This window comes from Klebsiella sp. WOUb02 (assembly GCF_050058015.1).
Lineage (GTDB): Bacteria > Pseudomonadota > Gammaproteobacteria > Enterobacterales > Enterobacteriaceae > Klebsiella.
Map to the genome: position 1 here is coordinate 330,926 of NZ_CP170110.1, position 13,481 is coordinate 344,406.

The window sequence follows — 13,481 nt, forward strand, 5'->3', positions numbered from 1 at the left end:
GATTACTCCATCATCTTCTCAATCGGCAGAACCAGGATCGAGCTGGCGCCGAGCGCTTTCAGTTTTTCCATGGTCTCCCAGAACAGGGTTTCGCTGCTGACCATGTGCATCGCGACGCGCTGCTTATCGCCCGCCAGCGGCAGAATCGTTGGACGCTCGGCGCCGGGCAGCAGGGCCACCACTTCTTCCAGACGCTCGGTCGGCGCGTGCATCATGATGTATTTCGATTCCCGGGCCTGGATTACGCCCTGAATACGGGTCAGCAGGCGGTCAATCAGCTGCTGTTTGCCATCGTCGATGTCGCCGTCGCGCTGAATCAGGCAGGCTTTAGAGCGGAACATCACTTCCACTTCGCGCAGGCCGTTGGCTTCGAGGGTTGCGCCGGTGGAGACCAGGTCGCAGATGGCGTCGGCGAGTCCGGCGCGCGGGGCGACTTCAACAGAGCCGTTCAGCAGACAGGACTTAAACGAGATCCCTTTCTGATCGAGGTAGCGCTTCAGCAGGTGCGGATAGGAGGTGGCGATACGCTTGCCGTCCAGCGCCGCCGGACCGTCCCAGCGCTCGTCCGCCGGCGTGGCCAGCGACAGGCGGCAGCCGCCGAAATCAAGACGGCGCAGGGTGAAGTAGCGCGGGTCTTCGCCCTGGGCGCGGCGGCTCAGCAGCTCTTCTTCCAGCACGTTTTCGCCGATAATCCCCAGGTCGACCACGCCGTCCATAATCAGGCCCGGGATATCGTCATCACGCACGCGCAAAATATCGATCGGCATATTTTCCGCCAGCGCAATCAGGCGCTGGGTGTGCAGATTCACTTTGATGCCGCAGCGGCTCAATAATTCGCGTGAATCTTCGCTCAGGCGGCCTGATTTTTGAATAGCTATGCGTAAACGGCTGTTGTCTAACATTCTTGTTTTCCTCTTATACCTGTCTGAATCTGTCCGAGTTTAATTCAAAAAAAAGCCCCCGGAAGTAAATCTTCCGGGGGCTCTCTTTGCGTTCATGCACCACTGGAAGATCCAAACGTCTTCCAGCACACATCGCCTGAAAGACTAGTCAGGATGATGGTGATGATGGTGGTTTTTAGATTGAACGCAGTTCATAAAATTCTCTTTGAATGACTATGCATTTGATGCCCTTTAACCTAAACCAGTTCAGCGACATAAAGCAAGGGCTTTTTACTATCATTAATTCATTTCATATTCACCGAAGAAATTGTCAGCCGCCGCCGGCTGGCGTAGCCTTAAGTCAGCGCAGCGAAAGAGCCAGGAGCCAGGATATGAAAAAGGTCGCGATTGTCGGATTAGGATGGTTGGGTATGCCCCTTGCGCTGTCGTTGATGGCGCGCGGATGGGAGGTCACCGGCAGTAAGACGACGCAGGATGGCGTGGAGGCGGCGCGGATGTGCGGCATTGACGGCTATCCGCTGCGCCTTGAGCCCCAGCTGGTTTGCGACACGGAAGATCTGGATGCATTGATGAACGTTGATGCGCTGGTGATCACCTTACCGGCTCGCCGCACCGGGCCGGGGGAGGAGTTCTACCTGCAGGCGGTGCAGGAAATCGTGGATACCGCGTTAGCCCACCACGTTCCGCGAATCATTTTCACCAGCTCGACCTCAGTGTACGGCAACGCCAGCGGCACCTTAAAAGAAGGCGCTCCCCGCAATCCGCAAACCGCCAGCGGCAGGGTGCTTAAAGAGTGGAGGACTGGCTGCATAACCTTCCGGGGACTTCGGTCGATATTCTACGCCTCGCCGGGCTGGTGGGGCCGTCGCGCCATCCGGGGCGTTTCTTTGCCGGTAAGTCGGCGCCGGACGGGCAGCAGGGGGTCAATCTGGTCCATCTGCAGGACGTTATCGCCGCGATTGAGTCTGCTGCTGCAGGCCCCGAAGGGCGGACACATCTATAATATATGTGCGCCAAAGCATCCCGCTCGCGGCGTCTTCTATCCGCAGATGGCCCGCGAACTTGGCCTGCCGGAACCGGTGTTTGCCGATAATCCGGACGGCGATAGCGGCAAGATTATCGACGGCAATCGCATCTGCCACGAGCTGGGGTTTGAGTATCAATACCCGGACCCGCTGGTCATGCCGATGGAGTAATCAGTCAGCGGGAGATCGCGAACCGTAAGGGGGCGGCGATGAAACCACTGCTGGATGTCCTCGTTATTCTCGATGCGCTGGAAAAAGAGGGGAGCTTTGCCGCGGCGTCGGCAAAGCTTTATAAAACGCCCTCCGCGCTGAGCTACACCATTCACAAGCTGGAAAGCGATCTTAATATTCAGCTTCTTGACCGCAGCGGACACCGCGCGCGCTTTACCCCCGTCGGGCAGTCTGCTGCTGGAAAAGGGGCGCGAAGTGCTGCATACCGCCCGCGAGCTGGAAAAACAGGCGATTAAGCTGCACCAGGGCTGGGAAAACGCGCTGGTCATTGCCGTGGACGCCACCTTTCCCTTCTCTTTGCTGGCGCCGCTGGTGGGCCAGTTTTACCAGCAGCACAATCTGGCGCAGCTGTGCTTTTGCCGCGAGACGCTTCCCGACCGCTGGGAGGCGCTGGTAGAAGGGCGGGCGGATATCGTGCTGGGGGCGTTAAGCGATCCGCCGGCGCTCAGCGGCTATGGTTTCAGCCCGCTGGGCGAGCTGGAGCATGTTTTCGTCGTCGCGCCGCAGCATCCGCTGGCGCAGATGGCGGAACCGCTGAGCTGGCGGGTAATGAAGCGCCAGCGGGCCATTATCTGCGGCGGCGGCTGGCCGTCCGTCGACGATCGGCAGCATCTGGCGGCATTTGATTACCCTGGCCAGCTGGCGCTGGTTTGCGCCGGTCTCGGCTGGGGCTATCTGCCGCGCTACCTGATCGAGGACCCGCTGGACCGCGGCGAGCTGATAATGAAAGAGGTCGCCGCCCATCAGCCGATACATCGGGCGTGGATTGGCTGGCATGAGGACGCTTGCGGCCTCGCCAACGGATGGTGGCAGAATGCAGTTTTAGCAAATAATGCTATTCGCAGGATATACAATACTAAAATCGTATGAATATTAGTCTGTTAAATAACTCCTACAATTATTTGGCTCTTCAACGGCTTGTCATCCGGCCAGTAAATGTTGCAAAATACGCGGCCTGAAAAACGGAAACTAGCCGACGCTTTTTAAAGCGTCGGTTATTTTTTTGCTTTAAAGACACATCATTCAATACCAAGAGGCCGGGCTTCGTACCGGATAGATATTTACTAAAAACCGACAGTTGTTGTCGCTGAGGAATACACAGAAATGGGGCAATTTTTTGCTTACGCGATGGCTTTCGCCGTAAAAGGGGATGACCACAATGTCGCATAACGCTACTCCAAAAACCTCTCGCGTGGAATTACGTAAAACGCTTACGCTGATTCCGGTTGTCATGATGGGCCTGGCCTATATGCAGCCAATGACGCTGTTCGATACGTTTGGTATCGTCTCTGGATTGACCGACGGTCACGTTGCGACGGCCTACGCCTTCGCGCTGGTCGCGATTCTTTTCACGGCGCTGAGCTACGGTAAACTGGTTCGCCGTTTCCCGTCGGCAGGCTCCGCCTACACCTACGCGCAGAAATCTATCAGCCCGGCCGTTGGCTTTATGGTTGGCTGGTCATCGCTGCTCGACTATCTGTTTATGCCGATGATCAACATTCTGCTGGCGAAGATTTACTTTGAAGCGCTGATGCCTTCTATTCCGTCGTGGATCTTCGTCGTCGCGCTGGTCGGCTTTATGACCGTCTCTAACCTGCGCAGCATCAAGGCCGTGGCGAACTTCAACACCCTGATTGTGGTTCTGCAGATGGGCATCGTGGCGGTTATCGTCGGCCTGATCATCTACGGCGTCATGCACGGTGAGGGCGCCGGTACGCTGACCAGCACCCGTCCGTTCTGGTCTGAAGGGGCCCACGTGGTGCCGATGATTACCGGTGCGACCATTCTGTGCTTCTCGTTCCTCGGCTTTGACGGCATCTCTTCTCTGTCTGAAGAGACCAAAGACGCAGAGCGCGTGATCCCGCGGGCTATCTTCCTGACCGCGCTGATCGGCGGGATGATCTTTATCTGTGCCTCTTATTTCCTGCAGTCTGTACTTCCCGGATATCTCGCGCTTTAAAGATCCGGACGCGTCGCAGCCTGAAATCATGCTGTACGTGGCGGGCAAAACCTTCCAGTGGGGCGTGCTGATCTTCTCCAGCGTCACCGTTCTGGCTTCCGGCATGGCCGCGCACGCGGGCGTTTCCCGTCTGATGTACGTGATGGGCCGCGACGGCGTTTTCCCGACCAGCTTCTTCGGCTACGTTCACCCGAAATGGCGTACCCCGGCGTTTAACGTCCTGCTGGTGGGCGCGATTGCGCTGCTGGCGATTAAATTCGACCTGGTAACCGCGACAGCGCTGATTAATTTCGGCGCGCTGGTGGCCTTTACCTTCGTTAACCTGTCGGTAATTTCGCAGTTCTGGATCCGCGAGAAGCGTAACAAGACGCTGAAAGACCACGTCAACTACCTGGTGCTGCCAACCTGCGGCGCGCTGACCGTAGGCGCCCTGTGGGTCAACCTGGAACAGAGCTCGATGGTTCTGGGCCTGATCTGGGGCACCATCGGCCTGGTCTACCTGGCCTGCGTGACCCGTCGTTTCCGCAACCCGGTTCCGCAGTACGAAGACATTGCCTGATTGCGCGTCAGGATAAAAAAAGCCGGGGGGAGACCTCCGGCTTTTTTGTTTCCGTCACGCCCGCGCTTCCTGGCGCATCACCCTGAGTAGCGTATCCAGCAGCCCGGGAAAACGCGCCTCCAGGTCCTCCCTGCGCAGCGAAATCATATTCTCCCGTCCCTGCGGACGCTGCCAGATCACGCCGCTATCGCGCAGCACGCGCCAGTGGTGGGTCATGGTTGATTTGGCGACATCCTCATGGCGCAGGGCGTTGCAGCTCTGCTCGCTGCCGTCGGCGAGGATGCGAATAATCTCCAGCCGCATCGGGTTTCCAAGGGCAAAAAGCACGTTTTCAAGGCGGATTTGTTCACGTTCGGGATGATTGGCGATCATAATATTCCTGTGTCGGCGGTTGCTCTGCTCCGCGGAACAGCAGCCCGCATCGGCGGCTGGCCGGTAATATAGCAAACTCAATCCCTAAAGCCACGCGCGCTGCCGTAGCTTCACCAATAGTAACGATAGCAAAAATAGTTCGAATATACTCGTACAGTTGTACTATGATAGAGGGCGTTAAACGAACCGCGGCCATTTCGCCGCTCACTGACAGTCAAAAATGACTAAGGACGCATCATGCCCCGACCCATCCCCCTCGAACGTTATCGCAACATCGGTATCTCCGCGCATATCGATGCCGGTAAAACCACCACCACCGAGCGCATTCTGTTTTATACCGGAATGAGCCATAAGCTGGGTGAAGTACACGATGGCGCGGCAACAACCGACTGGATGGCGCAGGAGCAAGAGCGCGGGATCACCATTACCTCCGCCGCGGTAAGCTGCTTCTGGCCCGGCATGGACCGCAGCTTTGAGCCGCACCGGATTAATATCATCGACACCCCCGGGCACGTCGATTTTACGATCGAAGTCGAGCGCTCCATGCGGGTGCTGGACGGCGCGGTGATGGTCTACGACTCCGTGGGTGGCGTGCAGCCGCAGTCGGAAACCGTCTGGCGGCAGGCGAATAAGTACCAGGTCCCGCGGCTGGCCTTCGTCAACAAAATGGACCGCCCGGGGGCCGATTTCTTCCGCGTGGTGCAGATGATGATCGACCGCCTGAAGGCCAACCCGGTGCCGGTGGTGATTCCCGTCGGCGCCGAGGAGCATTTCGTCGGGGTCGTGGACCTTATCAAAATGCGCGCCATTTTGTGGGACGACGCGACCCAGGGGATGACCTTCAGCTATGCGCCGGTGCCGGATGCGCTGTTGGCAACCGCCCGCCAGTGGCGGGAGAACATGGTCTCCGCGGCGGCGGAAGCCAGCGATGAGCTGATGGACAAATATCTCGAAACCGGCGATCTGAGCGAGGCTGAGATCGTGGCCGGGCTGCGTAAGCGTACCGTTGCCGGCGAGATCCAGCCGGTGCTGTGCGGCAGCGCCTTTAAGAATAAAGGCGTCCAGCGGATGCTTGACGCGGTCGTCGAACTGATGCCGTCCCCGCTGGATATCCCGGCGATTCAGGGCGTCGATGAGCAGGGCCGGCCGGCGGAGCGTCATCCCGACGACAATGAACCGTTCTCGGCGCTGGCGTTCAAGCTAATGACCGACCCCTACGTGGGCCAGCTGACCTTTATCCGCGTCTATTCCGGCACCCTCAAGAAAGGGGATGCGGTATATAACCCGGTTAAAGGTAAAAAAGAGCGCATTGGCCGCATCGTGCTGATGCACGCCAACGATCGCCACGAGGTGGACGAGCTGCACGCCGGCGACATCGCCGCCTGCGTTGGCCTGAAAGACGTCACCACCGGCGACACGCTGTGCGATCCAAACGCGATCGTTACCCTGGAACGTATGGAGTTTCCGGAGCCGGTGATTTCGCTGGCTATCGAGCCGAAAACCAAAGCGGATCAGGAGAAAATGGGCATTGCGCTGCAGCGCCTGGCGGCGGAAGATCCGTCGTTCCGCCTGCATACCGACGAGGAGTCGGGGCAGACGATTATTTCCGGGATGGGCGAGCTGCACCTGGAGATTATCGTTGACCGGATGCGCCGCGAATTTGGCGTTGAGGCGAATATCGGCCGCCCGCAGGTCACCTACCGCGAGACGATCCGCAAAACGGTGAAAGAGGTGGAAGGCAAATTCGTCCGCCAGTCCGGCGGCAAGGGGCAGTATGGCCATGTGGTGCTGACTCTCGAACCGCTGGAGCCCGGTAGCGGCTTCGTCTTCGAAGACGCCACCAAAGGCGGGGTGGTGCCGCGGGAGTACATTCCTTCGGTGGAAAAAGGCCTGCGTGAAGCGATGGGCACCGGCGTGCTGGCGGGATATCCGGTAGTGGACGTCAAGGCGATCCTGACTTTTGGTTCGTACCACGACGTCGACTCCTCGGAAATGGCCTTCCGCATGGCGGCCATTTTCGGCTTCAAGGAGGGAGCGCGCAGAGCCGACCCGGTAATCCTCGAGCCGGTGATGCATGTGGAAGTGGAAACCCCGGAGGAGTACGCCGGCAATATTATGGGCGATCTCTCCTCCCGCCGCGGCATGGTGCAGGGGATGGAAGAGCGCTTCGGCAGCCAGATTATTCGCGCCGACGTGCCGCTGGCCGAGATGTTCGGCTACTCCACGACCCTACGCTCGATGTCCCAGGGGCGGGCGACCTACAGCATGGAGTTCCATCATTACGCAGAGGCCCCGCGTAACGTGGCGGAGGCGATTATCGCCAGCCGCGCGAAAGGGTAAATAACCGTTCCCGGTTCTGCGTCGCGCAGGCCGGGAATTTTTTTAGCCTACACAATTTCCTGCGCGTACTGCCACAGCGCTTTCACCAGCGTCAGCTTTTCATTATCGTCAGCATACTGCTGCTGCAAGGTCTGCAGCTCATCGGCATAAGCCTGTAAAAACTCCGGCGTAAACACCTCCCGACGATGCGCTAACCAGCGCTGCTGCTCGGCTTCATCGAGGCTGCCCGGGAAGTTGCGCGCGCGATAGTTAAACAGCAGGCGTTCGATGCGCGGGTCGGCGAAGGTAATGTCCAGCGCCGGCAGATTGCGCGGCTCGGTCTCCAACACAATCTTCATCGCCGTGCGGTCGGCATCGCTGAAGAAGCCGTTATAGAGCTGAGTATCGACGTTGTCGGAAGGAACGAACGGCTCCGCCTCGGCAAAAATTGCCACCACTTTTTCCCGCACCTGCGGCTGGCCGCGCAGCAGCTGCAGGTTATCGAGGCAGCGCTGACGGTTGATGCCCAGACGCTCCGCGTCTTCCGGGCGCAGCGTATTGGCCTTGGCCAGCACCGGACATTTGTTGAGGTGCACCAGTTTGATCGGTACCGCCGGCAGGTCGCCGAGATCGGCTTTGGCGGTATACAGCCGCTCGCGTAGCGCATCGGCGTCCAGCTCCAGCAGCGGCGACATATCGCCGGCAAGGTCAACCATAATCACCGCATTGCGATTATCCGGATGCCACGCCAGCGGAGCCACCCAGCTGGTGTTGCCGCGCGCGGCGCCGAACATCCCGGAGACGTGGACCAGCGGCGTCATCTGCGGCACGTCAATCAGCGTCGCCAGCTTGCGCTTATTGCGGAAGGTATAAAGGTAGTCGAACAGGCGCGGCTGCCGGGTTTTGACCAGTTTGGCCATGGCGATAGTGGCATAAACGTCGGCCATCGCATCGTGGGCGTTGCTGTGCTCGATGCCGTTGGCCACCGTCAGATGCTCAAGGCGAAAGCTGGGCAGGCCGTCGTCGTTTTCCGGCCAGTTGATGCCATCCGGGCGCAGCGCGTAGCAGGCGCGCATCACGTCGAGCAGATCCCAGCGCGAGTTATCGTGCTGCCAGCTCCAGGCGTAGGGATCGTAGAAGTTGCGGTAGAAAATATTGCGGCTGACTTCGTCATCGAAGCGCACGTTGTTGTAGCCCACAATGCAGGTCTTTGGCACCGTGAACAGATCGTGAATGCGGCGGGCAAAAGCGGCTTCGTTGTCGCCTTTGGCGATCGCTTCCTGCGGCGTTATCCCGGTAATCATCACCGCCTGCGGCTGCGGCAAATAGTCGTCGGCCGGCTTGCAGTAGAACACCTCGGGTTCGCCGATGACGTTAAGATCCGCATCGGTGCGGATCGCGGCAAACTGCGCCGGTCGGTCAAGGGACGGGCGGGTGCCGAAGGTTTCGTAGTCGTGGAAAAGAAAGGAATATTGTTGCTCACCGTCTGCCATTGTCTAATTTAGTCCAATATCGTTAATTAACTGACTGTTTTGTCACGATAAACAACACATCATACGCCTAATATTTTCCATAACTACAAAACATAGTTGTTTACTGTATGCCGTTGTCCATGTGATCTTGCGTACCAAGAGAGTACCAAATATCAATTTGTGAGCGAACCAAAACTATCATAGCCATCAGTGACACTAAGCTGTGCTCCATTCATGGTAAACCATATTCAGCCTTATCAGAAGTGACTAATACTGATAGGTAAGTGTGAGAATTTATCCATGAGAGGGCTTAAATTTTAATACAGGAATCGAGTTTTTGTGGCGCTGGCGTAGCATAGCTAGTTGTACTTTGAATACTTCATGTTGGTCTGTTACCTTTGAATCATCGACCATGGACGATTATACTCTTTATACCTTTTTTAATGCTCATCTGTAAATCACCTTGCATGATAAAATGGGAGAAGATAGCCTACTAGCCGAAGCAAAAATGGCACTTACGCTGATTCGTAACGAAAGAATGAAGCACAGAGAGAAAGTTAGCCAATTATAAATGCGGCCACGTAATGGCCACATTTATTTATTGTAATAGATCACATAACATACCACTCTCCATTAGTATATGTGGCAACCATTTTTTGTGTTCTCTCTGCGCTTGAATTTATTTTAGCATCCCCATAAAAACTAACTTTGTGATTACTGAAATTATCAATTTCGATAGTAAATCCATCGGCTATCTTTGATTTTTGAGGGAGAGTGATAGAAATATCTTTATTTGCATTGATTATATATTTGTAATAATCATCTGATAATTTTTTTGAGTCACTCAGGACTTGGGTTTTGTAGGCTAATTTTATAATCTGACCATCAGGTGATATTCTTGAAATTACTTGTCCATTAGAGCGCCATTCAGTTGAGCTATCTTTATTTTTACCAGAGAAAATAAAACCAACTGAAGCCGATGAGTTGTCTATGAAGCCAACTTTGGTCGATTTTTCAGGAGTTGCGTCAGAACTATAAAAATTAGCAAATTTTGCACCTTGAGACATAAATCCCATTTGCCATTGCTGTTTGCCTCCCGTTCTTGCAGATCTGGCTAGATATGCTGCAGTGCCACCATATTTAGAGCCTGGAAGAACTACAGTATCAAGACCATTAATTGCGTTTGGATTTTCATTTTCATTATTAATTAATCCATTCTCCTGAATTACCCCCGCTCTAGCTTTTCCGCCTTTTTTTAAAAATATATTGAAATTAGTTGCCCATATTTTTGTGACTGGATTAATGAATAAGGCTGCACCTGATGGAGGTGTGCCAATTTTTTTTAGTGGAATTATTAACCCATCCATTTGTGATTATCTTGTGATTTTCAATAGAGATCACATAGGCCGACCATTTTGGATTTGAAGCAACATCAAGGAGCATGCCCGGCTTTATCTTGCCACTATCTAATTCAGGGGATGATACAGATGTTGGAGTATATTTTGTAGACCTAACTTTCTCCCATGATTTAAATGGAGATGATGTATTGTCAGTATACAACCCTACGGAATCCCGTCCACCATAATTAGACATCGCCTTGGTATAATTAAAACCATTAACTGGATAACTTTCACTGTCATCTGCATTTGCCCTAGCTGCTAGGACAACAGCATTAGCTCTCATTCCATAAGTATCTTTAGCCGCATAGACCCCAGATGAGAAAGTATTTGATTCCGATGGAGACATTACTCTTCCCATAGTACCAATGTTGCTTTCTGCAGAAAATGTTTGACGAATACAAACTAAGAAAATAGTAACTATCAATGCTAAATATCTTATCTTCATAGCGCGCTCTCATAAAATTATTTATCAATGATATTCTAATTGCTTAAAGTATAAGTGCATATTATTTACTGTTACTGAATGTTAATGTTCCTCTTCGTCATATTTATTGTAGTATATGATATTCATATATAGATGCTTGTTTTATTTGTATATTTTTAGGTTGAGGTGGTAGGAAGTAACTTTGCTCTCTGCTAGTGATAAATAATCTAAACCTGTGTTGTAAGCACACCCACTTTAGTTCCACGCTTTTTTTGAGAGTTCCGGTTTATCAGCCATCAGCCGGTACTCTTCCGGCGTCAGGTTATTCAGGGACTCATGAGGTCGCTCGCTGTTATATTCCATCAGCCAGTTCTCAGTAATTTCCCGTGCTTCATTCAGTGTTCTGAACAGATAAAAATCCAGGATTTCTGTCCGGTACGTCCGGTTAAAACGCTCGATAAAGGCATTCTGCGTTGGCTTTCCCGGCTTGATAAATTCCAGCATCACGCCATGCTCCTCTGCCCATTGTGCCAGTGCCAGAGAGACCAGTTCTGGTCCGTTATCCATCCGCATCTTCAGTGGATAACCGCGGTTTGCCACTATCCTGTCCAGCACTCTGATCACCCGCTGCGCCGGGATATTCAGGTCTATTTCTATCGCCAGTGCTTCGCGGTTAAAGTCATCCACTACATTGAAGGTCCGGAAGCGTCTGCCGCACATCAGCGCATCATGCATAAAATCGATGGACCAGCTCTGGTTTAACGCCTCCTGCGTGGCCAGTGGTGCCGGGTTACGCACTGGCAGACGCTGCTTTCCCCTGCGACGAAAATTCAGTTTCAGCAGGCAGTAAATCCGGTGAACGCGTTTATCGTCTAATCAGTCAATATCAGATGGAGTCTTTGTCGTCTTCGTAGTCACTTTTCAATGCTACAACATGTTGCAAGACATCGCCTTCATTCCTATGTGATTCCCGCAAGGCTGTCGCCCTGCAAAGCGCGTCCCGGAATTGAAGTTTAAGGCGGCCTCAGTCTGATTTGATTATGATTTTTTTACTTCTTAATTTACCGCTTTAAGCCGTTCATTATAAAAAGTTTCTGATTTCCACATACTCAATTAATGTTGTCAGTTTTCTCGCCAGGGCAACAATAACTTTCTTGTAGCCCATTCTGTGCCTGAGTTCATTTGCCCATAGAGCCAGACTTGTATCCGTGCCATAGCGGGTCAGCAAGCAGGATGCTGCTTCATAGATAAGTGTGCGTGTCATTCTGTTGCCCTGTTTTGAAATTCCCCCATTCCTGTCAACCTCACCGGATTGGTACTTTTTGGGCGTTAACCCGAGGAAAGCGCCAGCATCACTGACACGTCTGAAGCGCGAAGGGTCATCAATTGAGGTTTTAAAGCTTAATGCCGTCAGAACGCCCACACCCGGAATAGATTGTAATATCTGACAAACAGGATCATTTCGGGCAAGTTTTTCCAGCATATAGTTAAATTTTCTTATCTGGCCGGAAAGATGTTCCCACGTATCCAGCAGCATCATAACCGCAGGTTTAATGGTTTCCAGAGAAGGTGATGACTCAAGTACAGCACGCTCAAAAACACTGTTTTTCCCCGGAGGAAGAACAACGCCGAATGTTTTCAGGAGCCCGCGGATCTGATTCGTGACAGCAACCCTGAGTTGAACCAGTTTTTCCCGGCTGGTCAGAATGAGTCTTTGTTGATGGCATTCAAGGCTTTTGACATGTACCGGCTTATACCATCCAGAAAGAACCAGCCGGGCGATACCAAAAGCATCATTTTGATCGGTTTTATTCAACTGCATCGACAAAGCGGCATGGACGTGCCTGGCGTGGATACAATCAATGTCCAGGCCAAAACTCTTGAGCGAATGGTAAAGCCAGACGCAAAGCGGCCCTGTTTCCAGACCGATTTTTGACTTATCAAAACCTTCAGAAAAGAGATAATCAGCGATAACCTAGGATGTGTATCGACGTTAGCCATACGAATTTTATTACCGTTATGGTCTATCACGCAAACGCTTGTTTTCTTCTGAGAAACATCAAGTCCAACGAAAGTTTTCATGACAGTCACCTCGGATATCACAGACTGGGATCGTATTAAGATTACAGCATGTGGTTCCAGGTGTGCCCCTGCCTGCGCAGAAGCTGGAACAGCTTCTTAAAACCGTATCGCGGATAGCGCTCCGCCAGCTCAGTCAGTGCCTGGATCACCCGTTCATTGTGCCGGGTATCGGGCTGGTAAAAATAAACCGTCCTGCTCAGCGATAACATCCTGCATGCCTGACGTACATTCATCGAAAACGCCTCTTTCAGATAGCTGACGAGTTCACGCTTTATCGCTGGTTTTAAAGCTTTTTTTCGATGACGTCTTTTAGTGCGCGATTTTCCAGACTCAGGTCGGCAAACATCTGTTTGAGGCGGCGGTTTTCGTCCTCAAGATCTTTTATCTTTTTGATATCAGAGGATTCCATCCCACCGTACTTTGCTTTCCAGTTGTAGTACGAGGCTTCAGAAATTCCTGCTTCGCGGCAGACATCCTTGACGGCACGTCCGGCTTCAACAGACTTCAGGACAGCGATGATCTGGTGCTCAGTGAATCGGGCTTTACGCATGGCGATCTCCTCAGGGAACATAATCAGTATGTCGGAAGATCTCTAAAAGTGAATGGTTCGTTTAAGCGGGATGCTTACACCACCTCCTAGGGAGGTGGTGATTGATCCTGTAAGGCTATAGCCTGAAGAATGCCCATGTCGGAATATCTCTGCTTACTCACCACAAGTAAAAGGAGACAAACCGA

9 protein-coding genes, 5 pseudogenes and 1 other annotated feature are annotated in these 13,481 nt (G+C 53.2%); of the genes and pseudogenes, 4 read left to right on the forward strand and 10 right to left on the reverse strand.

Features of this window, described 5'->3' with window-relative positions:
- Positions 1–2: 2 nt before the first annotated feature.
- The gene (gene hisG, locus ABOC21_RS08180) at positions 3–902 is read right to left on the reverse strand and encodes an ATP phosphoribosyltransferase (RefSeq protein WP_426814200.1); all 900 of its coding nucleotides are present in this window, start codon (positions 900–902) and stop codon (positions 3–5) included.
- 46 nt (positions 903–948) lie between these two features.
- Positions 949–1,071, reverse strand: a sequence feature (His leader region).
- Entirely contained in the window at positions 1,047–1,097 is a 51-nt protein-coding gene (gene hisL, locus ABOC21_RS08185) for a his operon leader peptide (RefSeq protein ID WP_115193915.1), read from the reverse strand. (Overlaps the previous feature by 25 nt.)
- A gap of 176 nt (positions 1,098–1,273) precedes the next feature.
- On the opposite strand from hisL, the pseudogene ABOC21_RS08190 reads away from it, so the two are divergent.
- The 3 pseudogenes from ABOC21_RS08190 to ABOC21_RS08200 all read left to right on the forward strand — a co-directional run bounded on the left by ABOC21_RS08190 (position 1,274) and on the right by ABOC21_RS08200 (position 4,677).
- Positions 1,274–2,098: pseudogene (locus ABOC21_RS08190) on the forward strand (SDR family oxidoreductase).
- A gap of 38 nt (positions 2,099–2,136) precedes the next feature.
- A pseudogene (locus ABOC21_RS08195) lies at positions 2,137–3,028 on the forward strand (LysR family transcriptional regulator).
- Between the two features lie 289 nt (positions 3,029–3,317).
- A pseudogene (locus ABOC21_RS08200) lies at positions 3,318–4,677 on the forward strand (APC family permease).
- Positions 4,678–4,731: 54 nt separating this feature from the next.
- On the opposite strand, the gene ABOC21_RS08205 reads toward ABOC21_RS08200, so the two are convergent.
- Positions 4,732–5,049 carry an ArsR/SmtB family transcription factor gene (locus ABOC21_RS08205; protein WP_426814201.1) on the reverse strand — a complete coding sequence of 106 codons (318 nt, stop codon included), beginning with the start codon at positions 5,047–5,049 and terminating at the stop codon, positions 4,732–4,734.
- A 237-nt stretch (positions 5,050–5,286) separates the two neighbouring features.
- Between ABOC21_RS08205 and fusA the strand changes: the two genes are divergently transcribed.
- On the forward strand, positions 5,287–7,389 hold the full coding sequence (gene fusA / locus ABOC21_RS08210) for an elongation factor G (RefSeq protein WP_426814202.1): 2,103 nt from the start codon (positions 5,287–5,289) through the stop codon (positions 7,387–7,389).
- A 47-nt stretch (positions 7,390–7,436) separates the two neighbouring features.
- Here the strand turns inward: fusA and sbcB are convergent, their stop codons facing one another.
- The 7 genes and pseudogenes from sbcB to ABOC21_RS08245 all read right to left on the reverse strand — a co-directional run.
- Positions 7,437–8,861, reverse strand: coding sequence for an exodeoxyribonuclease I (gene sbcB, locus ABOC21_RS08215; protein WP_426814203.1), 1,425 nt, complete (start codon positions 8,859–8,861; stop codon positions 7,437–7,439).
- A 590-nt stretch (positions 8,862–9,451) separates the two neighbouring features.
- Positions 9,452–10,207, reverse strand: coding sequence for a hypothetical protein (locus ABOC21_RS08220; RefSeq protein WP_426814204.1), 756 nt, complete (start codon positions 10,205–10,207; stop codon positions 9,452–9,454).
- Positions 10,140–10,685 (reverse strand): hypothetical protein, encoded by a 546-nt coding sequence (locus ABOC21_RS08225; protein ID WP_426814205.1) that lies wholly within the window; start codon positions 10,683–10,685, stop codon positions 10,140–10,142. The genes ABOC21_RS08220 and ABOC21_RS08225 overlap by 68 nt, the downstream gene beginning before the upstream one ends.
- 234 nt (positions 10,686–10,919) lie before the next feature.
- A pseudogene (locus ABOC21_RS08230) lies at positions 10,920–11,531 on the reverse strand (IS3 family transposase); the annotation flags it as partial.
- Positions 11,532–11,745: 214 nt separating this feature from the next.
- A complete protein-coding gene (locus tag ABOC21_RS08235) occupies positions 11,746–12,594 on the reverse strand; it encodes an IS110 family transposase (RefSeq protein WP_426815440.1) in 849 nt (282 codons plus the stop codon).
- A complete protein-coding gene (locus ABOC21_RS08240; RefSeq protein ID WP_426814206.1) occupies positions 12,477–12,746 on the reverse strand; it encodes a hypothetical protein in 270 nt (89 codons plus the stop codon). The genes ABOC21_RS08235 and ABOC21_RS08240 overlap by 118 nt, the downstream gene beginning before the upstream one ends.
- 50 nt (positions 12,747–12,796) lie before the next feature.
- A pseudogene (locus ABOC21_RS08245) lies at positions 12,797–13,296 on the reverse strand (transposase); the annotation flags it as partial.
- Positions 13,297–13,481 lie beyond the last annotated feature (185 nt).